This is a genomic window from Streptomyces regalis, from assembly GCF_001509475.1.
Taxonomy (GTDB): Bacteria; Actinomycetota; Actinomycetes; order Streptomycetales; family Streptomycetaceae; genus Streptomyces; species Streptomyces regalis.
In genome coordinates, this window is record NZ_LLZG01000382.1 from 23,942 (window position 1) to 47,086 (window position 23,145).

General features: G+C 71.5%; 19 protein-coding genes. 6 read left to right on the forward strand and 13 right to left on the reverse strand.

Features of this window, described 5'->3' with window-relative positions; translation table 11 throughout:
• The first annotated feature begins 17 nt into the window (after positions 1-17).
• Positions 18-1,565 carry an alpha/beta hydrolase gene (locus tag ADL12_RS38500; protein WP_062711770.1) on the forward strand — a complete coding sequence of 516 codons (1,548 nt, stop codon included), beginning with the start codon at positions 18-20 and terminating at the stop codon, positions 1,563-1,565.
• A gap of 83 nt (positions 1,566-1,648) precedes the next feature.
• Here ADL12_RS38500 and moeZ read toward each other — a convergent pair whose 3' ends face one another.
• The 12 genes from moeZ to ADL12_RS38555 all read right to left on the reverse strand — a co-directional run bounded on the left by moeZ (position 1,649) and on the right by ADL12_RS38555 (position 16,739).
• On the reverse strand, positions 1,649-2,827 hold the full coding sequence (gene moeZ / locus ADL12_RS38505) for an adenylyltransferase/sulfurtransferase MoeZ (protein ID WP_062711772.1): 1,179 nt from the start codon (positions 2,825-2,827) through the stop codon (positions 1,649-1,651).
• Between the two features lie 63 nt (positions 2,828-2,890).
• Positions 2,891-3,739: a spherulation-specific family 4 protein gene (locus ADL12_RS38510; RefSeq protein WP_062711775.1), complete on the reverse strand. Its 849-nt coding sequence runs from the start codon at positions 3,737-3,739 to the stop codon at positions 2,891-2,893.
• Complete coding sequence (locus ADL12_RS38515; RefSeq protein ID WP_062711778.1) at positions 3,727-4,707, reverse strand: NAD-dependent epimerase/dehydratase family protein; 981 nt, start codon at positions 4,705-4,707, stop codon at positions 3,727-3,729. Before ADL12_RS38515 ends, ADL12_RS38510 begins: the two co-directional genes overlap by 13 nt.
• A 315-nt stretch (positions 4,708-5,022) precedes the next feature.
• A complete protein-coding gene (locus tag ADL12_RS38520; RefSeq protein WP_062711817.1) occupies positions 5,023-6,288 on the reverse strand; it encodes a hypothetical protein in 1,266 nt (421 codons plus the stop codon).
• A 5-nt stretch (positions 6,289-6,293) separates the two neighbouring features.
• Positions 6,294-8,003 carry a DUF3492 domain-containing protein gene (locus tag ADL12_RS38525; RefSeq protein ID WP_062711780.1) on the reverse strand — a complete coding sequence of 570 codons (1,710 nt, stop codon included), beginning with the start codon at positions 8,001-8,003 and terminating at the stop codon, positions 6,294-6,296.
• 234 nt (positions 8,004-8,237) lie between these two features.
• Complete coding sequence (locus ADL12_RS38530) at positions 8,238-9,866, reverse strand: dipeptide ABC transporter ATP-binding protein (protein ID WP_062711783.1); 1,629 nt, start codon at positions 9,864-9,866, stop codon at positions 8,238-8,240.
• A complete protein-coding gene (locus ADL12_RS38535) occupies positions 9,863-10,861 on the reverse strand; it encodes an ABC transporter permease (RefSeq protein WP_062711786.1) in 999 nt (332 codons plus the stop codon). Before ADL12_RS38535 ends, ADL12_RS38530 begins: the two co-directional genes overlap by 4 nt.
• Positions 10,858-11,856: an ABC transporter permease gene (locus ADL12_RS38540; protein WP_062711790.1), complete on the reverse strand. Its 999-nt coding sequence runs from the start codon at positions 11,854-11,856 to the stop codon at positions 10,858-10,860. Before ADL12_RS38540 ends, ADL12_RS38535 begins: the two co-directional genes overlap by 4 nt.
• 4 nt (positions 11,857-11,860) lie before the next feature.
• Positions 11,861-13,579, reverse strand: a complete 1,719-nt coding sequence (locus ADL12_RS38545) for an ABC transporter substrate-binding protein (RefSeq protein ID WP_062711793.1) — start codon at positions 13,577-13,579, stop codon at positions 11,861-11,863.
• Positions 13,580-13,797: 218 nt separating this feature from the next.
• Positions 13,798-13,890: an Ms4533A family Cys-rich leader peptide gene (locus ADL12_RS58185; protein WP_341846396.1), complete on the reverse strand. Its 93-nt coding sequence runs from the start codon at positions 13,888-13,890 to the stop codon at positions 13,798-13,800.
• 56 nt (positions 13,891-13,946) lie between these two features.
• The gene (locus ADL12_RS38550; protein ID WP_062711795.1) at positions 13,947-15,677 is read right to left on the reverse strand and encodes a DUF3152 domain-containing protein; all 1,731 of its coding nucleotides are present in this window, start codon (positions 15,675-15,677) and stop codon (positions 13,947-13,949) included.
• Between the two features lie 6 nt (positions 15,678-15,683).
• On the reverse strand, positions 15,684-16,739 hold the full coding sequence (locus ADL12_RS38555) for an alpha/beta fold hydrolase (protein ID WP_062711797.1): 1,056 nt from the start codon (positions 16,737-16,739) through the stop codon (positions 15,684-15,686).
• 251 nt (positions 16,740-16,990) lie between these two features.
• Here ADL12_RS38555 and ADL12_RS38560 point away from each other — a divergent pair, with 251 nt between their 5' ends.
• The 4 genes from ADL12_RS38560 to ADL12_RS38575 all read left to right on the forward strand — a co-directional run bounded on the left by ADL12_RS38560 (position 16,991) and on the right by ADL12_RS38575 (position 18,982).
• Positions 16,991-17,215, forward strand: a complete 225-nt coding sequence (locus ADL12_RS38560) for a hypothetical protein (RefSeq protein ID WP_062711799.1) — start codon at positions 16,991-16,993, stop codon at positions 17,213-17,215.
• 261 nt (positions 17,216-17,476) lie between these two features.
• A complete protein-coding gene (locus tag ADL12_RS38565) occupies positions 17,477-18,118 on the forward strand; it encodes a TetR/AcrR family transcriptional regulator (protein WP_062711801.1) in 642 nt (213 codons plus the stop codon).
• Between the two features lie 150 nt (positions 18,119-18,268).
• Positions 18,269-18,496, forward strand: a complete 228-nt coding sequence (locus tag ADL12_RS38570) for a DUF3107 domain-containing protein (RefSeq protein WP_062711803.1) — start codon at positions 18,269-18,271, stop codon at positions 18,494-18,496.
• Positions 18,497-18,712: 216 nt separating this feature from the next.
• The gene (locus tag ADL12_RS38575) at positions 18,713-18,982 is read left to right on the forward strand and encodes a hypothetical protein (RefSeq protein WP_062711806.1); all 270 of its coding nucleotides are present in this window, start codon (positions 18,713-18,715) and stop codon (positions 18,980-18,982) included.
• A 201-nt stretch (positions 18,983-19,183) separates the two neighbouring features.
• Here ADL12_RS38575 and ADL12_RS38580 read toward each other — a convergent pair whose 3' ends face one another.
• Positions 19,184-19,939: a ferritin-like fold-containing protein gene (locus ADL12_RS38580; protein WP_062711819.1), complete on the reverse strand. Its 756-nt coding sequence runs from the start codon at positions 19,937-19,939 to the stop codon at positions 19,184-19,186.
• Positions 19,940-20,250: 311 nt separating this feature from the next.
• Between ADL12_RS38580 and ADL12_RS38585 the strand changes: the two genes are divergently transcribed.
• Complete coding sequence (locus ADL12_RS38585; protein ID WP_062711809.1) at positions 20,251-22,956, forward strand: DEAD/DEAH box helicase; 2,706 nt, start codon at positions 20,251-20,253, stop codon at positions 22,954-22,956.
• Positions 22,957-23,145 lie beyond the last annotated feature (189 nt).

Genomic DNA, 23,145 nt, shown 5'->3' on the forward strand with positions numbered 1-23,145 from the left:
GCGAGGGGGGAAGTGACATGGCGCGTTTCCTACGGTGGACGGCCCTGACGGCCACCGCCGCGCTGCTGGTGACGGGCTGCAGCGGCGGCTCGTCCGACGGCGGCGAGGCCATTGGGAAGTCGAGCGGGACGAGTTCGCCGGCCCCATCCGCCGGCTCGGCGACCCCGCTGCCGTCCTCGCTGACCTCGCAGAAGCTCGACTGGGGGCGCTGCAAGGCCACCGGGGACTCCCCCACACCGGGCGACGAGTGGCAGTGCGCGACGCTCGAGGCGCCGCTGGACTGGGCGAAGCCGGACGGCAGGACGATCGACCTCGCACTGATCCGCGCCAAGGCCGGCGGCGACGACCGCATCGGCTCGCTCCTGTTCAACTTCGGCGGCCCCGGCAGCTCGGGGTTGGCCACGCTGCCGTGGTACGCCTCCTCCACTCCCGAGCTCGGCAAGCGGTACGACCTGGTGAGCTGGGACCCGCGCGGGGTGGGCGCCAGTGAAGGCGTCCGCTGCCGCAGCGACAAGGAGATCCAGGCCTCCGAGTCCGTGGACATCACGCCGGACACCCCGGCCGAGGAGACGGCGTACCTCCGCGATGCCGCCGACTTCGGCAAGGGCTGCCAGAAGTCCGAGGGGACGCTGATCGCGCATGTGTCGACCACCGACACCGCCCGCGACATGGACCTGATGCGCCAGGTCCTCGGCGACCCGAAGATGCACTACTTCGGCATCTCGTACGGCACCGAAGTCGGCGGCGTCTACGCCCACTTGTTCCCCAAGAACGTGGGGCGGCTGATCCTGGACGCGGTCGTCGACCCGAGCGCCGACGGGGAGGGACACGCCGAGAACCAGGCCAGGGGCTTTCAGCGCGCCCTGAACAACTACCTCGAGTCCACCGGCCAGGGCGCCGAAGAAGGCTCGCAGAAGATCGTGGACCTGCTGAGGCGGATCGACGCGAAGCCGCTGGCGACGTCATCCGGGCGGAAACTCACCGAGGCACTCGCACTCACCGGCATCATCAGGCCGCTGTACAGCGAGGCGAGCTGGCCGACCCTGACCAGCGCCCTGGAGGCAGCCGAGGATGGAGACGGCTCGGAACTCCTGGCGCTCGCCGACGACTACAACGACCGCGACGCCTCAGGGCACTACCTCACGGGGACCCACTCGCAACGGGTCATATCGTGCCTGGACACCAAGCAGCGGCCGACGGTCGAGGAGACGAAGAAGCTGCTGCGGCGGTTCGAGAAGGTCTCGCCCGTGTTCGGCCCCATGCTGGGCTGGGACACGGCCGGCTGGTGCCACGACTGGCCGGTGGCCGGACAGTACGACACCCCGGAGGTGAGTGCGCCGGGCGCGGCACCGATCCTGCTGGTCGGCAACACCGGCGACCCGGCGACGCCCTACGAGGGCACCCGAAAGATGGCGGACGAACTGGGCAAGGGCATCGGCGTGCTGCTCACCTGGAAGGGCGAGGGCCACGCCTCGTACGGGAAGGGCAGCGACTGCGTCGACTCCACGGTGAACGCGTATCTGCTGCAGGGGACGGTGCCGAAGGACGGCAAGGTCTGCTCATGACGGCGGCGGGGGCCTCGTGCACCTGTGGTGCGCGAAGCCCCCGCCGTCCGAGCCAGGCCCGCCCTGCGGGCCAGGAAGTCCGCTCAGTAGACCGGCTTGTGCGGCTCGATCTGGTTGACCCAGCCGATCACGCCACCGCCGACGTGGACCGCGTCGGCGAAGCCCGCCGACTTGAGGACCGCGAGGACTTCCGCACTGCGGACACCCGTCTTGCAGTGCAAGACGATCTTCTTGTCCTGCGGGAGGGTCTCCAGGGCGGTGCCCATGAGGAACTCGTTCTTCGGGATCAGCGTGGCGCCGGGGATCGAGACGATCTCGTACTCGTTGATCTCGCGGACGTCGATGATCTCGATGTTCTCGCCGTCGTCGATCCACTCCTTGAGCTGCTTGGGAGTGATCGTCGAGCCGGCGGCCGCCTCCTGGGCCTCCTCGGAGACGACGCCGCAGAAGGCCTCGTAGTCGATGAGCTCGGTGACGGTCGGGTTCTCGCCGCAGACCGCGCAGTTCGGGTCCTTGCGGACCTTGACCTGGCGGTACTGCATCTCCAGGGCGTCGTAGATCATCAGTCGGCCGACCAGCGGCTCGCCGATGCCGGCGAGGAGCTTGATGGCCTCGTTGACCTGGATGGAGCCGATGGACGCGCACAGCACGCCCAGGACGCCGCCCTCGGCGCAGGAGGGGACCATGCCCGGCGGCGGGGGCTCCGGGTAGAGGCAGCGGTAGCAGGGGCCGTGCTCGGACCAGAAGACGGAGGCCTGGCCGTCGAAGCGGTAGATCGAGCCCCACACGTACGGCTTGTTCAGCAGCACGCAGGCGTCGTTGACCAGGTAGCGGGTCGCGAAGTTGTCCGTGCCGTCGACGATCAGGTCGTACTGGCTGAAGATGTCCATCACGTTGTCGGCCTCGAGCCGCTCCTCGTGAAGGATCACGTTCACGTACGGGTTGATGCCGAGGACGGAGTCGCGCGCCGACTCGGCCTTGGAGCGGCCGATGTCAGCCTGGCTGTGGATGATCTGGCGCTGCAGGTTCGACTCGTCGACCTCGTCGAACTCCACGATGCCGAGCGTGCCGACGCCCGCGGCGGCCAGGTACATCAGCGCCGGCGAGCCCAGGCCGCCGGCGCCCACACACAGCACCTTGGCGTTCTTCAGCCGCTTCTGCCCGTCCATCCCCACGTCGGGGATGATCAGGTGGCGGGAGTACCTGCGGACCTCGTCTACGGTGAGCTCGGATGCGGGCTCGACCAGGGGTGGCAGCGACACGGGGACTCCGTTGGTCGGTCGATCACTACGGTTGTTCTCTCCGTAACAGTGCCATGGCCTTTTTCATTCCGAGACACCTGTTCCGATCCGCGAGACGATTTCGTCCCAGTAGCCGGGCATGGTCCCCCAGGCGTCGGTGCGGCCACCACGGTCGGTGCGGTCCGTGTGGTCGGTGAAATAGATGGTCGCCGCGCCCTGCCAGCGGGCGATGCGCAGGGCCTCGTCCAGGTGGGGGCGGGGCACTCCGTGGACGAAGTGGCAGAAGCGGTCGGGCGGGTAGTCGGCGGTCCACTCCGCCACCTGCGACCACCGGTAGTCGCTCCACGAGCCGCGGAAGGTGACCAACTGGTCGGCGCACTCGGCGTAGCCCGGGTGGGGGTGGGTGCCGGGGCCGAGGACGATGTGGGCCTCGTCACGCAGCGCGCGGAGCGTGGTGATCGTGCGGCGGATCGCGGGCAGGTCGGCGCGTTCGGTCGGGCAGCGGTCCAGGAAGAAGCCGTCGACCCGGTACCAGTCGAGGTAACGGTGCGCCTCGGAGATCACCTCGCCGAAGGCGCGGGCGCCGTGGGCCGTGTCGAGGTGCGCCGGGTCGGGGTGCGCCGTCTCCAGGCGGGCCGTCTCCCGACGAACCGTCTCCCGACGGCCTGTTTCCAGGCGGGCCGTGCCCAGGTGGCCCAGAACGCGGACTCCCGCTCTGCGGAGCCTTCCGGCGGTCTCGAGGCAGTGCGGGTCGGGGCGGGTGCCGGGGCCGTCCGCGACGTTCAGGACCACCCAGTGCACGGGGGTGCCGGGGCGGGTGAGTTCGCCCCACTCGGTGGGGGCGAGGAGGGGGTGTGCGTAGCCGGGGATGCCGAGGCCGGTGCGGAGGTCTGTGCTCGTTGCAGTCGGTGGTGTGCCGGTCAGATACGGCATGCCGCCTCCATCCAGATGTCACCGAGGGACTCTTCGAGGTTGATCCGGGGGCGCCAGCCGAGCCGGTCGCGTGCGGTGCGCACGTCGGCCTGCTGCCAGCTCCCGCAGCCGTCCGGGTACGCGACCGGGGCGGCGTGGCCCGCGTGCGCCGCGTGGGCCATGTGGTCCGAGTCGGCGCGGGGGTGGCCGATGGACGGCCGCAACGGGCCGGGCGGGCCGTCGAGTTCGTGGAGGGCGCCGCCGTACCCGGCCACGCGGGCGAGGACGGCGGCGGCGTCACGAAGGCGGACGGCGCGGCCTGAGCCGATGTTGATGACGCCCTGCGCGGCGGACAGCGAGGCGGCGTGGACGGCGCGGGCCACGTCACGGACGTCGACGAAGTCGCGCTGCGCGCCGAGACCGGTGAGTTTGAGCTCGCCGTCGCCGGACTGCATGGCGCGGCGCATGGCCTCGGCGAGGCGGCCGAGGGGGGAGCCGGCCGGGGTGCCCGGGCCTGCGGGTGAGAAGACACGGAGGACCACGGCGTCCAGGCCGGAGCCGAGGACCAGTTCGGTGGCGGCGAGTTTGCTGACGCCGTACGGTCCGCCGGGGCGGGGGACGGCGTCCTCGGCCGTGGAGGAGCCGGGCTGGCTCGGGCCGTACTCGGCGCCGCAGCCGATCTGGACGAGGCGGGCGCCGCAGCCGCTGCGGCGCAGGGCCTCGCAGACGGTGGCGACGGCGACGGTGTTGTGGCGGGTGAGTTCGCGGGCGCCGCCTCTGGTGGCGCCCGCGCAGTTGATGACGACGCCGGGGTGGACCGCGTCGAGGAAGCGGGTGAGGGCGCCGGGGCTGCCGGACGCGAGGTCGAAGCGGACGTCGGCGTCGTCGCCCCGGCCCAGTGCGGTGAGTTGGACGGCGGGGTCGGCGAGGAGGCGGTCGGCTACGAAGCGGCCGAGGTAGCCGTTGGCTCCGATCAGCAGGACTCTCATCGGGCGGCTCCCGGGGCCGAGGGGTGGTCGGGTCGGGAGGTGATCATTTGGGGGTCTCCTTCAGGACTTCAGGACTTCAGGCAGAGGGACTTTCAGGCAGAAGGGCTTCAGCGGGTCTGCGGGCACGTATGCCTGCGGGTGCCTCCGGCGGTGGAGCCGGGATGCCTGCGGCGGCCTGTGCGGCTGGGTGGGGGCTCGCGGAACGGTGACCCGAAGAGCGCCCCGGCGTCGACGTCGGCCGCTGCCGGCGGTCACCCACCGGCACCGCGCCTTCGCGCCGTACGCGGGGGCGGCTCGTCGCTGGTGCCTGTCGCGTCAGCATGGGCCGTCCGCCGGTGCGTGTGCCGACGCCCTCGTGAGGGTGCGTGTCGCGTGGAGCAGGAGGGTCAGGGCGCCCGCGCCGCAGGCGATGGTGGGGATGGCGGCCGGGCCCCAGGTGTCGATGAGGGACTGGACGGGGGTGGCCAGCCAGGCGCAGCCGGGGAGGCGGGCTGCGAGGAGAGCGGCCAGGGCCGTGGCCTCGGCTGTCACTGTGGCGGTGAGGACCAGCCCCGGGGCGTGAGTGAAGCCGTGGGTGGTGAGGAGGCGGGCGAGGAGCAGGAGGGCGCCCAGGGTGAGGGTCTGGGGGTAGGCGGTGGGCTCATCCAGGACCGTCGCGGTCAGGGTCAGCAGGGCCGTCAGGGCGCAGAGGTAGAGGGCGAAGGTGCCCAGGAGCAGGGGCTTTACGGAGGTGGCGAAGTCCTCCAGGGCTCGGCTGGCCGACAGTTTGCGGCGGGCTCGTACGGCAAGGAGGTGGGCGCACCATGCCGCGGGGGCGCAGGAGAGGGCGAGGGCCAGGACGGGGGCGGTGGTGAACGGCCAGGGGCCGTCGGCGGTGCCGGCGGGGAGGGCGTCGGGGCCTCCGATGGCGGCTGCCTGGAGGAGTCCGTCGCCGAGGAGCGCGTAGGCGAAGAGCCAGCAGGTGCGGGTGGCCGCCGAGCGTGCGGCGTGCGGGGTGGCGAGGGGACCTCGGGCCAGTGCCGCGCGCAGGGCGAGGGTCACGGCGAGGGCTCCCGCGGCGGCCGCGATCAGGCGGGCCCGGCCGTGGGTCAGGTGCAGGGCAGTCACGGCCGCCGCGCAGAGGGCTCCGGGGAGGAGGGTGAGGAGAATCCAGTCGGCTCGTGCGCGGGGGGTGGTGAGGGGCGGGAGGCTGGAGGGCGTTTCGCCGTCGCGGGCCACGCGCGCGTACATCTCCTCCGCGAGGGAGAAGACGTCGCGGTGCAGGAAGCGTGCCGCGGTGCGGTCGGTGAGGCCGTGGGCTTCCAGGCCGGCGGCGATCTCCAGGGGGTCCACCGCGCGTTCGCACAGGTCGCGGTGACGGTGGATCAGCGCTTTCACGGGGTCGGCGCCGGTACGACGGGTGGGGGCAGGTCGGGGGCCGTTGGTGCGCGTGGCGGTTGGTTCCTGACCGGCGGTGGGCGGTGCGTCGGCTCCGTTCCCGCGGACGTCCGTCTCCGCCACGAGCCACTCCCCTGACCGCTCGTCCCAGGCCCCAGGGCTGGTCGGGGCTTCGGGACGGTCCAGGCCTCCCAGGCCTCCCAGGCCGCTCATCGCGCCGCCTCCGTCGCGGGCAACGCCGTGGCGCGCACGGGGGCTCCCGCCGGGCGGGACGGGCCGCCGCGGGCCACCAGGCGTGCGGATCGCTCGGTCCAGCGGCCGGGGACGTGGGCCTCGGCGGGGACGGCGAAGGGCAGGGGGGCTCCGGCCTCGTCGAGGACGACGCGGCGGACCGGCGTGCGCGAGACGATCTCCAGGTAAATGCCGTGAAATGCCGCGACGTTCTGCTCGACGGTGAACAGTTCGAGCGCACGCGCGCGTGCCGCCGCGCCCAGGCGCTCACGGCGCTCAGGGTCGCGCAACAGCGCCACACAGGCCTCCGCGAGCGCCCGTGGGTTGCGCGGTGGTACGACGAGACCGGTGCCGCCGATGACCTCCACCACCGCGCCGACGTCCGTGGACACCGTCACGCGGCCGCAGAACATGGCCTCGACCAGGCTGATCGGGAAGCCCTCGACGACGCTGGACAGGACGGCCACGGCACCCGCGGCGTATGCATCGGCGAGCGTGGGGATCTCCGGGCCGCCGACCTCCTCGAAGGAGACCGGGTTGTCGCCGACCGTGTGCGGGCCCTCGGCCTCGTCGGGGAAGAGCTGCGCGGCGAGCACCTTGCAGTGGCCGAGATAGGCGGCGCCCTCGGAGCAGGAGGGGGCGCCGACGATCCGCAGCCGCGTCTTCGGCTCCTCCTTGCGGACCTCGGCGAAGGCGTGCAGCAACGACACCAGGTCCTTGGCCGGTTCGACACGGCCGACCCAGACGAGCGTGTCCGGGTCCGCGCACTCGGGGGCCTCGCCGACCTCCGCGAAGCGCGCGGCGTCCATGCCGGGGTAGACCGTGCGCAGCTTCGCGCGGTCGGCGCCGCAGCGCTCCTGCCAGCGGCGGGCGTGGGTGTTGCCGGGTGTGACGAGGGCGGCCCGGGCGTAGGTCTCGGCGGCGAGCCTGCCGTGGAAGGCGGCGAGCAGGGACCGTACGGCGGGCGAGGACTCGGGGGCGGCCAGGTAGTGCGTGCGGAGCCGGACTCCGTACTCGGTCAGCAGCAGCGGTACGCCGCAGAAGTGGTGGGCGAGCAGGCCGGGCAGGGCCGCCGAACCGGCGGAAGCGGCGTGGCACAGGTCGACCGAGCCCAGGTTGTCGTCCTCGTACCAGTCGAGCGAGAGGGGGCGCAGGGCGTGTTCCAGATGCGCGGCAACGGCCAGCAGATCGGGTACGCGCGCCTCACGCGCCGCGCGCAGGGCGCCCCGCGCCCTGCAGGCGCGCTCAAGGGTGCGTACGGCGGCCTCGGAGCGGAGCGCTCCCACCAGGCCGCCCTCGTCGCGGGCGAGTTCGGCGAGCCCGTACAACGCATTGCCGAAACGGTCCGCCTCAGTGGCCGACGCACCCCCGGGGGCCCCGGATGCGTCTGCGGCTCCGCCCGCGCAGAGCACGGCCACCAGCTCGCCGTAGCACTCGGCGAACCGCCGGCGCGCACGGCGCCCGTACGCCACCCCGTCATCCTCGGCGGTCCACAACGGCGCCGTGCGCACACGGCTGACCTGCGGTGGCAGCGGGACCCAGCCCTCGTCCTCCTGGCGCTCGCTGCGGCTGAGCGCGTAGATGTCGAACTCGTGCTGTGCGAGCCCGCGTACGAGGCGGTCGCACCAGAGCCTGGCGTCACCGTTCACATACGGATAGCCACCCTCCGTAACCAGTCCGATGCGCACGACTACACCCCCGATCTCCCGTAAGGGGAGCCGCCGTTCCCCGCGGCTCACAGCGGGACGAACGTATGCGGACAAGGCGGTGGCGCGATGGACGGTTGTCCATCGCGCCACCAAAAGGGGTGAACGGTCGTAACTTTCCCGTGCAGGTCGCGTTCCGTCGCGCTAAGAGTTCAAACGCGCACGGACCGTCACTCCTGAACCGGACGGACTGGGCGGCCGGGGCGACCGGGGCGGTCACACCACGGCCAACTCCCGTCGTGCGGCCCGCCGCTGGGCCGCGATCTGCGGATCGAGTGCAGGTACGGCGGCCAGGAGCTGCTTGGTGTACGGGTCCTGCGGGTTGTCGTACACCTCGTCGGCAGGGCCTTCCTCGACGATCCGCCCGCGCCGCATCACCGCGACCCGGTCGCTGACCTGGCGTACGACGGCGAGGTCGTGTGCGACGAAGACGAGCGCAAGTCCGAGTTCGCGCTGCAGCTCGCCGAGCAGGGCGATCACGTGGGCCTGCGTGGTCACGTCGAGCGCGGAGACGGGCTCGTCGCAGACGATGACGCGCGGGTCAGCCGCGAGCGCCCGCGCGATGCCGACGCGCTGGCGCTGGCCGCCGCTGAACTCGTGCGGGTAGCGGTCGTAATGCGCCGCTTCGAGCCCCACGCGCTCCAGCAGTTCCCGCACACGCCCCCGGACGCGCCTCTCATCGCCCTCGCCACGCGCGCGTAGCGGGTCGGCTATCGACTCGCCCACGCTGCGGCGGGGGTTGAGGGAGGAGACCGGGTCCTGGAAGACCATCTGCACCGCGGGATTCACGCCCACGCGCGCGTGGCCGTCGTAACGGACCTCGCCGGCCGTCGGCTCCAGGAGACCGACCAGCATGCGCCCTAGGGTCGTCTTGCCACTGCCGCTCTCCCCCACGATGCCCAGGGTCTCGCCGCGGTGGATCGTCAGCGACACGTCGTCCACGGCTGTGAGCGCCCGCTTCCCGCGCCCGAATTCGCGCCGGAGGCCGGTCGCCTCCAGGACGACCGCGGCCGGCTCCTCGGGAGCTTCGGACGAGGCGCGCGGCACGTCCACGCGCGGGACCGCGCCGAGCAGTTCGCGCGTGTACGGCTGCTCGGGCGAGCCCAGTACGGCGGAGACCGGCCCATGTTCCACCGACCGCCCGTGCCTCATCACCAGCACCTCGTCGACGCTCTCGGCGGCGACCCCGACGTCATGCGTGACGAGGAGGAGCCCCGTCCCCATCTCCTCGCGGAGCGTGTGCAGGAGGTCGAGGATCTGGGCCTGGACGGTCACGTCGAGCGCGGTCGTCGGCTCGTCGGCGATCAGCAGGTCGGGTTCGCAGGCCAGCGCCATGGCGATGAGGGCGCGTTGGCGCATGCCGCCGCTGAACTCGTGCGGGCGCGAACGGGATCGCCGTACCGCGTCCGGAATTCCAACCCGGTCCAGCACCTCCACGGCACGCGCGCGTGCCGCTCGTCGCGAGGCACGCGTGTGCACACGGTAGACCTCGGCGATCTGGTCCCCGATGGCGTAGTACGGGTCCAGGGACGACAGTGGGTCCTGGAACACCATCGCCGCCTTGCCGCCGCGCAGCCGCCGCAGTGTCTGCTCCGGCGCCTCCTGTACGTCGACGCCGGCCACCTCGATCGCGCCGGCGACCCGGGCGCCCGTGCCGCGGTGCAGGCCGAGCAGGGCGGCGGCGACCGTGGACTTGCCGGAGCCGGACTCGCCGACGAGGGCGAGGGCGGCGCCCCGCTGGAGGCGGAACGAGAGCCGGTCGACGGCGCGCAGCTCGCCGAACTCGACTGTCAGGTCGGTCACTTCGACAAGGCTCCTGGAGGGCGCCTTCTCGGCCTCGCTCATGTCAGCACCACCCGTCGGTCGGCCACCGCGTACAGCACGTCCGCGACGGCGTTGGCCAGGACCACGAAGAAGCCGGTCACCAGGACCATGCCGACGACCACCGGCAGGTCGACGACCTTGACCGCCTCGACCATCTCCTGGCCGATGCCGGGCAGACCGAACAGCGTCTCGGTGAGCACGGCGCCGCCGAACAGGACGCCGATGTTGTTGGCGTTCACGGCGATGAGCGGGGCCACCGCGCCGCGCAGGGCGTGCCGCCAGATGATCCCCCGCTCCCCGACGCCGTAGGCCCGGAAGGTGCGGACGTGATCCTCGGCGAGGGTCTCCAGCATCGAGGCCCGGGTCAGCCGGGCGTACGTGGCGGACTCGATGAGCGCGAGCGACAGCCAGGGCAGCAGCAGGTTCCAGGCCCACTGTTCGGGGTCGTCGGTGAAGGCGACGTACTGCGGGAACGGCAGCAGCTCGAGCTGCCCGCAGACGACGATCATCAGGACGAGGCCGATGACGAAGACCGGCGTGGACATGCCCGCGAGGGTGAGCGTGGTCAGCAGCCGCTCGGTGAGCCGGCCGCGCCGCCACACCGACAGCACGCCGGTGCCGACGCCGATGACCAGCCACAGCACCATGGCGCCGAGCGCGAGCGACGCCGTGACCGGCAGCTTGGCCAGGATCAGCTCCGTGACCTGCTGGTCGCTCTGGTACGACAGCCCGAGGCAGGGCGCCGAGCAGTGCTGCACCGACGTGCCGGTGGAGTAGTCCTGGCCGACGAAGAGGCCCTGCAGGAAGTGCCAGTAACGCGCGTACAGCGGGTCGTCGAGGTGCAGTTGCCCGGCGACCTGCTGTACCTGGGCCGGCGAGCAGCGCGGGCCGCAGGTGATCTGGGCGACGTTGCCGGGCGTGACGTAGAAGACGACGTAGATGATCACCGAGAGGGCGAACAGGGTTACCAGGGCGCCGACGGCACGCCGCAGAATGAAACCACCGAAGCCGGTCACGACACCTCCCCCTTGGCCTCCTGCTTGCGGCCCGTCCCGACGCTCAGCCGGGACGCCGCGCGAGGGTCGAGGGCTGTGCGCACGCCGTCGCCGAGCACGGTGAGGGCGAGGACGGTCACGAACAACGCGCCGGCGGGCAGCAGCAGATACTGCGGGGCGGCCTGGTACCAGACGTCGGCGGAGGTGAGCATCTGCCCCCAGGAGGGCGTCGGCGGCTTCACACCCACGCCGAGGAAGGACAGGGCCGCCTCGACGGTGATGTTCGTCGGGACGAGGATGGCCGCGAATGTGATGACGGGTGTGGCGAGTCCGGGGAGCAGTTCGCGGCGGGCGATCCTGACCGTGCCCCAACCGCTGAGCCGGGCGGCGGCGACGTAGTCGAGCTCCTTGAGGGTGAGCGTCTGCGCGCGCACCATCTTGGCGAGCGTGCCCCAGCCGGAGACCAGCCCGACGACCAGCGCCACCAGGACGGGGCGCGGGAAGCTCGTGGGAACGATGGCGAGCAGCGCGAGCGCGACGACCATCAGCGGCATGGCCACGAAGATGTCGGCGATCCGGGTCAGGACCAGGTCCACCCAGCGGTTGCCGAGCCCGGCCGCGACGCCGATGACGACGCCCAGCACGAGCTGCACGACCGTCGCCGCCAGCGCGACACCGAGCGACACGCGCGCGCCGTGGACCAGCCGTGCGAACAGGTCCCGGCCGGTCTGCGGTTCGACGCCGAGCCAGTGCTCGGCGCTCACTCCCCCGAACGACCCGATGGGCACGCCCCCGCGCGCGGAGTCCACCAGGGACGGGTGGTACGTGGTCGGGTCCTGGCCCTCGATCGCGGTGAGCAGCGGTGCGCCGAGCGCGACCAGGACGAGCAGCGCGACGACGACCGCCGCGACAAGGGCGGAGCGCTGCGTCCGCAGCCGCCGCCAGAGCTGACGGGCCCCCGAGGCCCCCGGGGCAGACACCCCGGGAGCCTCGACGGCGAGAACTGCCTCACTCACGGCGCTACTTCACCGCGACCTGGGAGATGTCCAGAACACCGGTCCAGTCACTGATCACGACGTTCTTGACGTCCTCGCCGTACAGCCGCTTGTAGACCGGGTGGAACAGCGGCACGGTCAGCGCCTGCTCACCGATCTTCTTGTCCAGTGCACCCCATCGCTCCGCGGCCGCGTCAAGATCGGTCAACTTGTTGATCGCGTCAATCTCGGCATTGACCGACTCGTCATTGAGCAGGCCCGTGTTGAAGTTCGCGCCATCCTTGACGATCTGCCGGCCGTCGAAGATCGGGGCGAGGAAGGGACCGCCGGAGGGCCAGTCGGCACCCCAGTGCGCGAGGAAGAAGCCGGGCTCGGTCTTCACGTTGTGGATCTTGTCGGAGTAGTCGTTCTCCTCCAGACCCTGCAACTTGACCGTGATGCCGGCCTTCTTCAGCGCGTCCTGGATCGCGGTCGCGATCTCGGGGCTGGTCTCGAAGTCCTTGGCGTTGGAGTGGGTCAGGGTGACGGTGAGCCCGTCCCTGTAACCGGCCTGAGCCAGCAGTTCCCTGGCCTTCGCGGCGTTGCCCGCCTTGCCGGCCGGGAACAGGTCGTACGGCTCGTAACCGAAGGACTTCTGGTCCGGCAGGAAGGTGGTGGCGGGCTCGGCCAGCGCGGAACCGCCCGCGGCGTTGACCACGGACGACCGGTCGATGGCGTACGAGATCGCCTGCCGCACCTTGACGTTGTTGCACGGCTTGATCGTCGGGTTGAACGCGATGTAGTTGGTGTAGCCGAAGTGTCCAGTGCCGACGCGAGAAGCAAGGTCCTTGTCGCCGGTCACCTTGGCCAGCTCGGCCGGACCGAGGTTGGTGTCCGTGGTGACGGCGGCCGCGTCCGCACCCTGGGACGAGGACAGCCGCTGGTTGATCACGGACGAGTCGAGCCCGGACCGTACGTCGACCTTGTCGGGGTAGGCCTTGCGCTCGGCGTCCGTCGAGGCGGACCAGTAGGTGTTGCGCTCCAGGACGAGCCGCTCACCGTCGCTCTCGTTGGTGACGACCTTGTACGGCCCGGAGGAGACCGGGTGCTCCTCGTACTTCGTACCCGTGTCCTTACTCTTCGGCACGGGCGTGAACTGCGTCTGCGTGGCCAGATACGGGAACTCGCCCTCGGGCTTGTTCAGATGGAAGACGATGGTCCGCTCGTCCGGCGTCTCGATCGCCGAGAGGCCCTTCTTGTCCTTGTACGGCCCCTGGTAGTCGGCGGCGCCGACCAGCCAGTCCCGCAAGTAGGGGGCGCCGCCGGACAGTTCGGGGGCGAAGGAGCGCTCGATACCGTACTTGATGTCGGCCGAGGTGATCTTGGTGCCGTCCTCGTACTTCAGCCCCTCCTTGAGGGTGTACGTCCACACGGTCGCGTCCTTGTTGGGGCGACCGGTGTCGGTGGCGAGGTCGGGGACGACCTCGGCGCCGGCCTCGCCGTTCTCGCGGTTGCGGGTCGTGAGCGTGCGGAAGACGAGGGAGGGGACGTTGCCGCCGCCCGAGGTGTACAGGCGGGCGGGGTCGAAGTCCTGCTGCGGATCGGAGTTCAGGACCGTGAGCGTGCCGCCCTTGTGGGGCGTGGAGTCGCCGCCGGCGCTCTTGGCATCGTTGTCCTCAGGCCCGCAGGCGGCGGCGCCCGCTGCCACGACCAGGCTGACGGATGCCGCGGCCACGCGGCGCGCTATGACGGACGGTTGACGCATCGGAGACGACCTCTCGGATTGATTGCTCTCGCGGAGACGGGTCGGAAGGCACCCGTTCTCGAATGGCGAGACGGTTTGACGAGGAGTGAGACGGAGATGAGCAGACGTCTGCCCCGGCGCCGGGTCGTCGGAAGCCCATGAACGAGCCGCGGGTCCGGAAACCCGTCAGCGACTCACAGGAGTGGAAAAAACGCGACGCGCACGCCGAGGGGCGGGCGTCAGCGACAGTGAATGTCGGCCACGCACAGAGGGGTCACACCGATGAGCGCCAGCTCGATGGCGGCGCGAGAGGAGGCGTGACGGGTCGACATGTGCAGAAATATGTATGAACTCGCTGCACATGTCAATGTGACTCGTGAGTCACCCGTCAACTCCCGGGATACGGCCAGGGGTTGGCCCGGCAGCGGATCCCGTTGCGTTCGAGGAACTTGGTCTGCTGCTGCATGACCGGAGCGAGGTCGCCGTCCTTGTCGCAGGTGACGTGGTTGTAGCCGAGTCGGTGGCCGACCTCGTGGTTGATCAGCATCTGCCGGTACGCGTGAATCCGATCACCGTATGTCTCCGACCCCTGTGCCCATCTGTACGCATTGATCATCACTCGCTCGGTGGCGGCGGAGTCGCACGACACGTTGTCGACGGTGGTGTCCAGACTTGACTTGGCACACCAGTCAGCCGTCGTACCGGGGCTGGCCAGCGTGATCACGAAGTCGGGCTTGCCGGAGTAGATGCGCTCGAAGGTGCGGGCGCCGTTGTGGGACCAGCTGCGGTCGTCGTTGAGCGTCTTCTGCACGGCTTGCGCGAAGAGTTCACCGTCGAGCCCGAGCCCCTGCTCCACATCCACGCGATAGGTGAACTTCTGCCCCGTACCGGGCGCCCTGTCGATCCCCGGGACCGCGTCGAACTTCCCCGAGCCCTTGAGCGTGGGGCTGAGCGCGTACCTCTTGCCGATCTTCTGCTCGTACGTCAGCGGCGCCGCGCTCGGCGCCGGCCGCCCGTCCCCGCGCGAGGCCGAGTCACGGGCGTCCCGCGCCTGATCGGCGGCGGACTGCGACTGTACGTCGCTGCCCTCCCGCCCCTTCGTGACCTGACCGGCGACGACCACGGCCAGCGCGGTGACAACGGCGGCGGCCGCGATGCCGGTGAAGGCCCGGCCCTTGGCGCCCTTCGCCTGCACGGGCTCGCCGGTCGGCGGGGCGTCGTCGAAGTCGTCACCGTCGTCGGTGTCGTTCGCGACGCCGATACGACCCCCGGCCTCGGTGTCCCAGTCGGTGACCGAGGCATACGGATCGGCGGCGTGCGCGGCGTCGGACGTACGGGGCGCGAAGACGTCGACGTCCCCTTCGAAGGCGTCGATGTACTCCTGCCGGGGCCCGTTGGGCGGCGATCCGCGCCGGGGCCGCGGAAGGGGAACACCGGTCACCGTTGGAGCACCGGCCGCCCCGGGAGCGCCGTACGCCACCCCGGGTCCTCCCCTCAACTCGCCCCAGCCACCGCCTGGTTCACGCTGCTCGGGGTGACCGCTGCGGGCCTGTGGAGCGCCATGGACGAGGGTGCCGTGGGCAGGAGTGCCGTTGACGAAGCGGGGGACGCCCTGAGCGGGGGTGCCGTCCGGCAGGCGAGGGACACCGCGGGCGGGCGTGCCATCGGGGAGCCTCGGGAAGCCGTGTGCGGGCGTACCGTCGGGCAGCCTCGGGATCCCCTGCGCAGGCGTGCCATCAGGCAGCCGGGGAAAGCCATGCGCGGGCGTACCGTCCGGGAACCCCCGCCCTCCATACGTCGGCGCCCCACCCGTCGGCACCCCCTGCCGAGCGGGCGGCGGACCAGGCACCCGGCGCCCCCCGGGACCACCAGGCCCGCCGAGACCAGGCCCACCGGGGCCCCCAGCACCACCGCCCTGCGACCAACCGCCCTGCCCCGCCCCCGGAGCCACACCCGGCCGCGCAGCGGGGACCCTGCCGGATCCCCCACCCGCACCCGGCACGGACGGCCCCCGCTGGGCCCCGCCCGCCTCCGGTGGCGCTCCCCGAGAGCCCTGTCGTGCAGTTGTGTCCGCGGTGTCGCGTTTGTCGGCAGACCCGCGGCGGCTGTGGCGTCCCACGTCGCCTCAGCTCCCCGCGTTCTCGGTCACGGCCTCATCCTCGCCCGCGGCGGCACTCCTGACCCCGGCGCCGTCCGCGCCCCGGCCGACGGCCACCGGCTCCCCCGCCTCCGCTTCCGCGAGGAGTTCACGGCACGCCCGGGCGACCACCTCCGGGTACTCCATCATCGCCACGTGCCCGGCATCCGGCAGGCTCAGCAGGCGGGAGTCACGGAAGGTGCGCGCTGCTCTGCGGCACATGCGGTAGCCCACGAGCTGGTCCCGGCCGCCGTAGATGAGCAGTGTCGGCGCCAGCACCCGCTCGGCCTGGCGCCACAGCGCGTGCTGCCCGCCCAGCGTGTACGCGTTGACCAGCCCGCGCGCGGAACGCGTCATCGCGTCCCAGAAGTACGGCAGTTGCTGCCGCCGTTCCATCTCCTCGACGGCGTTGCGGAACCCTTCCGGCGTCACCCGCCCGGGGTCGCCGTAGCAGAGGTGCATCACGCCACGGACCCGCTGCTCGGCCGTCCAGCCCCGGGTGAACCGGGTGAAGAGCGCGGTCACCCCGGGCACCGCGAGCAGCGCTGTGGGCACAGCCGTGCGCTGGACGCGGATTTCGGGCAGCGCGGGCGACACAAGAGTGAGCGTACGGACCAGATCGGGACGAACCGCCGCGACGCGCGTGGTGACCGCGCCGCCGAGCGAGTTACCGAAGAGGTGTACGGGACCGCGGCCGGAGGCGTCCAGATAACGAATCACCGCGCGTGCGTGCGCGGTGATCGAGTAGTCGCCGTCGTCCGGTGGCGGCGAGTCGCCGAAGCCCGGCAGGTCGACGGCCTCGCAGTCGACGTCGCCCTCGAGCTGCTCCATCAGCGCCGACCAGTTCTGCGAGGAACCGCCGAGTCCGTGGACGTACAGCGCGGGCGGCAGGCCCTCGCGCGCGGGCGGCCTCGAACGCACCGTCAGCGTGATCCCCGGCAGCCCGACCGATCGAAGCCGCTCCCCCTCCGCGACCCTGACGGTCGCCACCTTGGGCAGCACATTGGCAGTCGCCGGCGCGGACGGGAGTTCGGTCGAAGACATGCGGCAATGTTACGAGACGATCACGCCATGGTTCATGTGTTCGCCGTCACAAGTCGACACGTACATGGCAGCCACACACCCGCCCAAATACCCGCAGATCCCCATGCAAATCCCCCGACAGATCCCCCGCGGATCGCATAGCGTCCAGAACCTGTGTCTCCTAGGCTCATACGCAGGGCACCCGCACATGGACCCCTGCATCACCCAGGGACGTCGTGCCCCACGGGGACGTTCTAGGAAGGGAGCCCGCCATGGCCGTCGATCCCACCGATCCCGAGACATTCGTGGACGACGACACCGAGGAAGCCGAGGAGTTCGACGTCGAGGCCCCCGCGGCCGACGCCGCCGAGCAGCACGCCGACGTCAGGCCCGACCGCGACGACCCGATGACCGGCGCGAACCAGGACCGGGCCAACGAGGCCGATCTGGCCGAACAGGCGCGTGTCGTCTCCATCGACGAGGACGACTATCGGTGACCACCGATGACGGCAGCCGACCCAGGGTGCCGCCGAGCACGAACGAAGGTGCGGCCGGACACGGAAGAGCGTGGAAGAGAGCGCCGCTGAGCAGGAATGAGGCAATTTGTTGCCCGTTCCAGCCCGGTTTCAAACCTTCTGTAGGACTTTCGTCACCGTCCGGTCCGTGAAATTCTGCGCTCGCACCGCGCACAGCAGGGTTACCGAAAAGTACGATGGCGGCGCGGCGCACACCGCATGTGGACGACATTGGGAGGCGGCGTGACAGCCATCGAGCAGACAGAGGCGGCACGCCCGCGGGGCACTCGCCTGCCGCGCCGTGCCCGACGGAACCAGCTTCTGGGCGCCGCCCAGGAGGTCTTCGTCGCGCAGGGTTACCACGCTGCCGCGATGGACGACATCGCCGAGCGCGCCGGCGTCAGCAAGCCGGTGCTCTACCAGCACTTCCCGGGCAAGCTCGACCTCTACCTCGCCCTGCTGGACCAGCACTGCGAGTCCCTGATCCAGGCCGTACGGAACGCGCTGGCGTCGACGACCGACAACAAGCAGCGCGTCCGGGCGACGATGGACGCGTACTTCGCGTACGTCGAGGACGACGGCGGCGCCTTCCGCCTGGTCTTCGAGTCGGACCTGACGAACGAGCCGGCCGTGCGCGAGCGCGTCGACAAGGTCACGAACGAGTGCGCCGAGGCGATCCGCGACGTCATCGCCGAGGACACCGGCCTCTCGGGCGCGGAGTCGATGCTGCTCGCCTCCGGCCTCGGCGGCCTCGCCCAGGTGGTGGCCCGCTCCTGGCTGCACAGCGACCGCAGCGTTCCGCGCGACCAGGCGGTGCAGCTGCTGACGTCGCTGGCGTGGCGCGGCATCGCGGGCTTCCCGCTGCACGGCACGGAGCATCACTGACACGCACGCGCGTGTGCGGGGCGTTTGTTCCCGTCCGCTGTTCGCTCCTGGCGTTCTCGGGCGGAGCGTGTACGTCCCCTCACCGGGCTAATGTGTGCTGGTACGGCGCGGAAGGTCGCGCACTTCACTGACCGTCGGAGGGACATAGCCGTGGAGGTCAAGATCGGCGTGCAGCACGCGCCCCGCGAGATCGTTCTGGAGAGCGGTCAGAGTGCCGAGGAGGTCGAGCGGGCCGTGTCCGAGGCGCTGGCCGGGAAGTCACAGCTGCTGACCCTCGTGGACGAGCACGGCCGCAAGGTCCTGGTCCCGGCCGACCGCCTCGCGTACGTGGAGCTCGGCGAGCCGGCCCCGCGCAAGGTGGGCTTCGGGGCGCTGTAGCAAGACGCCGGCAGACAGGCGTGACGGGAGGGGCCCGGTGACTACGGTCGCCGGGCCCCTCCTTTTCTTCCACGGATCTCCCCGGCTCTCCCCGGATGGGATTTCTCCACAGATGGAGCACAAGCCGATCACAGGGGAGGATTGCATTCCGCAGGTCAGGGGTATGACGGGCTACGACCGTTTCGAGCAGGTCGGCCATGTGGGAGGGACCCCAGCATGCTCTTGGAAGCGCTCAGCTCCGCGATCCTCGGCCTGGCCCTGGCATGGGCTGCCGCCCACCGCCTGCCGCACCGCCTGCCCACCCGCTCCCTGGTCCTGCCGACAGGTGTCGCCGGTGCCCTCTTCGGCGCCTTCATCACGCACACCGCGCTGGACTTCGGCAACCTCTTCGTGATCCTCATCGGCGCGGCAGTGGTCTCCGCCGCCTCCCTCTCCCTGCTGGTACGCCCCGCGGGAAGACTCCACCGCCACTCGGCGGCCGCGTGACCCCCAAGAAGCGCCGGCCGCCGAAGCCCTGACGCCGACGACCACGCACCAACGCCGGTCAGCAACATCAGCCCGTCCGGCGTTTGAGGACGAGGCCCGTTCAGGGCCGAAGCGGGGGTCCAGGGGGGCAGCCCCCTGGCGGGGTCGAAGGGGCGGAGCCCCTTCAGGATGGGACGGGTAGGGGCGGCGGGGGCGAAAACCCTACGCGGCCAACCCCAGCGCAGCCATCCGCTTCGTGTGCGCCTCAGTAATCCGCGAGAACATCCGCCCGACCTCCGCGAGATCGAACCCGTCCGCGACCCCACCCACGAGCATCGTCGACAGCGCATCCCGATCGGCAACCACCCGCTGCGACTGCGACAGCGCCTCCCCCATCAACCGCCGAGCCCACAACGCGAGCCGCCCACCCACCCGCGGATCGGCATCGATCGCAGCCCGCACCTTCTCGACGGCGAACGACGCATGCCCGGTGTCGTCGAGCACGGCCAGCACCAACCCCCGCGAGTCCGAGTCGAGCCGAGCCGCGACCTCCCGGTAGAAGTCACTGGCGATCGAGTCACCGACGTACGCCTTGACGAGCCCCTCCAGCCAGTCCGAAGGCGCCGTCTGCTTGTGGAACCCGTCCAGCGCGGCGACGAACGGCTCCATGGCCTCAGTCGGCTCCGCCCCGATCTCGGTGAGCCGGTCCCGCAGCTTCTCGTAGTGGTGGAACTCGGCCGACGCCATCTTGGCCAGCTCCGCCTTGTCCGCCAGCGTCGGCGCCAGCTTGGCGTCCTCCGCCAGCCGCTCGAACGCCGCCAGCTCCCCATAGGCCAGCGCGCCGAGCAGGTCAACGACAGCGGCCCGGTACTGCGGATCGGCGGAGGCCTGCGCCCAGTCCTGGGCGGCGACCCCGGTGTTTTCGACGGTGGAGTCAGCGGTGTCAGAGGCGTCAGGAGTGTTGTCAGGCGTCGTCATGAAGCGCACAATAGCTCGCTCACCGCGTCGCGGAAGTCCCTGGTCAATGACTGTGACGCCGACTACGTGACCAATTCGGCCATCGCATGTGCGCGTTTCCGGGGTATGGTGGTAATGCGCCCGCTGAGTACTCAGACGTATCTCGACGGGCCGCACGTTATGAGGATGCCCGGTCGGTGGCCCGATCGGCTCCGACCCGACAGCCCTCCCCGTCCGTACGGCACTCTGCGTACGGAGCCCGGAGGGGGACACCCTCAGCGGTACGAGCGCTAGAGCGTCGGCAGTGGTCCCGTGCCTTACGGCCCGACCGTATGGCAGCCGACGTCCCCCGGCACGGTCCGTCAAAGACCCCCGCGCTCGCCTCGCACCGCGCACACAGAAGAGGCAGCACCCTGACTACGACTTTCCGAGAGCTCGGAATCCTTCCCGAGACCGCCGAGGCCCTTGAGGCCGTCGGCATCGTCACCCCCTTCCCCATCCAGGAGATGACCCTCCCCGTCGCCCTCTCCGGCACGGACGTCATCGGCCAGGCCAAGACCGGCACCGGCAAGACGCTGGGCTTCGGTCTCCCCCTCCTGGAGCGCGTCACCGTCCCCGCCGACGTGGAGGCCGGGCGCGCCAAGCCCGAGGCCCTCACCGACGCCCCGCAGGCGCTCGTCGTCGTCCCCACGCGCGAGCTGTGCACGCAGGTCACCAACGACCTGCTGACCGCGGGCAAGGTGCGCAACGTCCGCGTCCTCGCCATCTACGGCGGCCGGGCCTACGAGCCCCAGGTCGAGGCCCTCAAGAAGGGCGTCGACGTCGTCGTCGGCACCCCGGGCCGGCTGCTGGACCTCGCGGGCCAGAAGAAGCTCAACCTCAAGCACATCAAGGCGCTCGTCCTCGACGAGGCCGACGAGATGCTCGACCTGGGCTTCCTGCCCGACGTCGAGAAGATCATCAACATGCTGCCGGCCCGCCGCCAGACCATGCTGTTCTCGGCGACCATGCCGGGCGCGGTGATCGGCCTCGCGCGCCGCTACATGTCGCAGCCCACCCACATCCGCGCCACCGCGCCGGACGACGAGGGCGCGACGGTCGCGAACACCGCGCAGTTCGTCTACCGCGCGCACAACATGGACAAGCCCGAGATGGTCGCGCGCATACTGCAGGCCGACGGCCGGGGACTGGCCATGGTCTTCTGCCGTACGAAGCGCACGGCGGCCGACCTTGCCGACCAGCTCCAGCAGCGCGGCTTCGCCGCCGGCGCGGTTCACGGTGACCTCGGCCAGGGCGCCCGCGAGCAGGCGCTGCGCGCCTTCCGTAACGGCAAGGTGGACGTCCTTGTCTGCACCGACGTCGCCGCGCGCGGCATCGACGTCGAGGGTGTGACGCACGTCATCAACTACCAGTCGCCGGAAGAGGAGAAGACGTACCTGCACCGCATCGGCCGCACCGGCCGCGCGGGCGCCAAGGGCATCGCGATCACTCTTGTCGACTGGGACGACATCCCGCGCTGGCAGCTGATCAACAAGGCGCTGGAGCTGAACTTCAACGACCCGCCGGAGACGTACTCCACCTCCCCGCACCTCTTCGAGGAGCTGAACATCCCCGCGGGCACCAAGGGTGTCCTGCCGCGTTCGGAGCGCACGCGCGCCGGGCTCGGGGCGGAGGAGCTGGAGGACCTCGGCGAGACCGGTGGACGCGGTGCACGCGGTCGCGGTGGCCGGGGCGGCCGGGACGAGTCCCGCTCGTCCTCGCCGGACCGCGAGCGCTCGGCGCGTACGCCGCGTCGCCGCCGCCGTACGCGCGGCGGAGCATCGCTGGACGGGACGTCGGCTCCGGCCGCCGGTCCCGCGACTGCGGACGAGACCGTCGAGGCCACCACGGCCGAGTCCGTGACCGCGCCTCGTACCCCGCGCCGCCGTCGCCGTACGCGCAGCGGGGCATCGGCGGAGCCGACCCCGGCCGTGACGGCCGTGTCCTCGGCCCCCGAGCCCGCGGACGCCGCAGAGGCGGCTGTCACCACGGCTGAGGGCCCGTCCCTGGACACCGCCGAGGAGGCCACGGCGAAGCCGCGCCGCCGCCGGACCCGCAACTCGGCCGAGCCGAAGGCGACTTCGGCGGAGGCCGTGCCGGCGCCCGAGGCGGAGGCCGCGAAGGTCACGGAGGCCGTGCAGGCGTCCGAGGCCGCTACGGCTCCCCAGGTCGCGGAGCCCGAGGAGGCCCCCGCCACCAAGCCGCGCCGCCGCACCCGCAAGGCGACGGCCACGGCGGAGACCGCGGTCGACACAGCCGAGGGCACCCCCGAGGCCGCACCGGAGGTGCCGGAGGCGACGGAGGCGACGGAGGCCAAGCCGCGCCGCCGCACCCGTAAGGCAGCGACGACCGCCGAGACCGCCGTCGACACGGCCGAGGCCACCGAGGCCAAGCCCAAGGCACGCCGCACCCGCAAGACCGCGGCATCCGCCACCCAGGCCGCCGACATCCCGGCCCAGACGGCCCAGGAGCCGGAGGCCGTCGAGGCCAAGCCCAAGCGGACCCGCAAGGCGACCGCCGCAGCGGAGGCCGCCGTCGACACGGCCGAGGCAGCGGAGGCCAAGCCCAAGACGCGCCGCACCCGCAAGGCCACGGCCACGGCCGAAGCCGCCGTCGACACGGCCGAAGGCACGGAGGCCAAGCCGCGCGGTACGCGCAAGGCCGCCGCGACCGTCGCGGAGCCGGAGGCCGCCGAGGCCAAGCCGCGGCGCACCCGCAAGGCGACGGCCGCCGCCGAGACCGCCGTCGACACGGCCGAGGCCACGGAGGCCAAGCCCAAGGCACGCCGCACCCGCAAGACCGCGGCGACCGCCACCTCGGCCGCCGACATCCCGGCCCAGGCCACGCAGGAGCCGACGGCCACGGAGGCGCCCGCGCCCCGTCGCCGCACCCGCAAGGCCGCTGCGACCGTAGAGGCCGCCGACGCCACGGCCGAGGCAAAGCCCAAGGTGCGCCGCACCCGTAAGGCCACGGCCGCCACGGAGCCCGCGGAGAGCTGATCTCCCATACGACGGCCCGGCCCCGCCTCGCGCGGTGCCGGGCCGTCGGCGTTCCCACGCCGGCCCCGCCTTCCACAGGGTCGCCCCGTGGGCACCCCCGGCCAGTCCCACCTCACGCAGGCCCGGCCCGTGAGCACCCCCGGGACAGTCCCGCCTCACGCGAAGCCGACCCGTCGACAACCCCAGGCC

Excerpts from the sequence above, each read along its gene's own strand:
- ADL12_RS38500 (WP_062711770.1), top strand. The coding sequence starts at position 18 with ATGGCGCGTTTCCTACGGTGGACGGCCCTGACGGCCACCGCCGCGCTG.
- ADL12_RS38510 (WP_062711775.1), bottom strand. The coding sequence starts at position 3,739 with ATGCCGTATCTGACCGGCACACCACCGACTGCAACGAGCACAGACCTC.
- ADL12_RS38515 (WP_062711778.1), bottom strand. The coding sequence starts at position 4,707 with ATGAGAGTCCTGCTGATCGGAGCCAACGGCTACCTCGGCCGCTTCGTA.
- ADL12_RS38530 (WP_062711783.1), bottom strand. The coding sequence starts at position 9,866 with ATGAGCGAGGCCGAGAAGGCGCCCTCCAGGAGCCTTGTCGAAGTGACC.
- ADL12_RS38545 (WP_062711793.1), bottom strand. The coding sequence starts at position 13,579 with ATGCGTCAACCGTCCGTCATAGCGCGCCGCGTGGCCGCGGCATCCGTC.
- ADL12_RS58185 (WP_341846396.1), bottom strand. The coding sequence starts at position 13,890 with ATGTCGACCCGTCACGCCTCCTCTCGCGCCGCCATCGAGCTGGCGCTC.
- ADL12_RS38555 (WP_062711797.1), bottom strand. The coding sequence starts at position 16,739 with ATGTCTTCGACCGAACTCCCGTCCGCGCCGGCGACTGCCAATGTGCTG.
- ADL12_RS38560 (WP_062711799.1), top strand. The coding sequence starts at position 16,991 with ATGGCCGTCGATCCCACCGATCCCGAGACATTCGTGGACGACGACACC.
- ADL12_RS38575 (WP_062711806.1), top strand. The coding sequence starts at position 18,713 with ATGCTCTTGGAAGCGCTCAGCTCCGCGATCCTCGGCCTGGCCCTGGCA.
- ADL12_RS38580 (WP_062711819.1), bottom strand. The coding sequence starts at position 19,939 with ATGACGACGCCTGACAACACTCCTGACGCCTCTGACACCGCTGACTCC.
- ADL12_RS38585 (WP_062711809.1), top strand. The coding sequence starts at position 20,251 with ATGGCAGCCGACGTCCCCCGGCACGGTCCGTCAAAGACCCCCGCGCTC.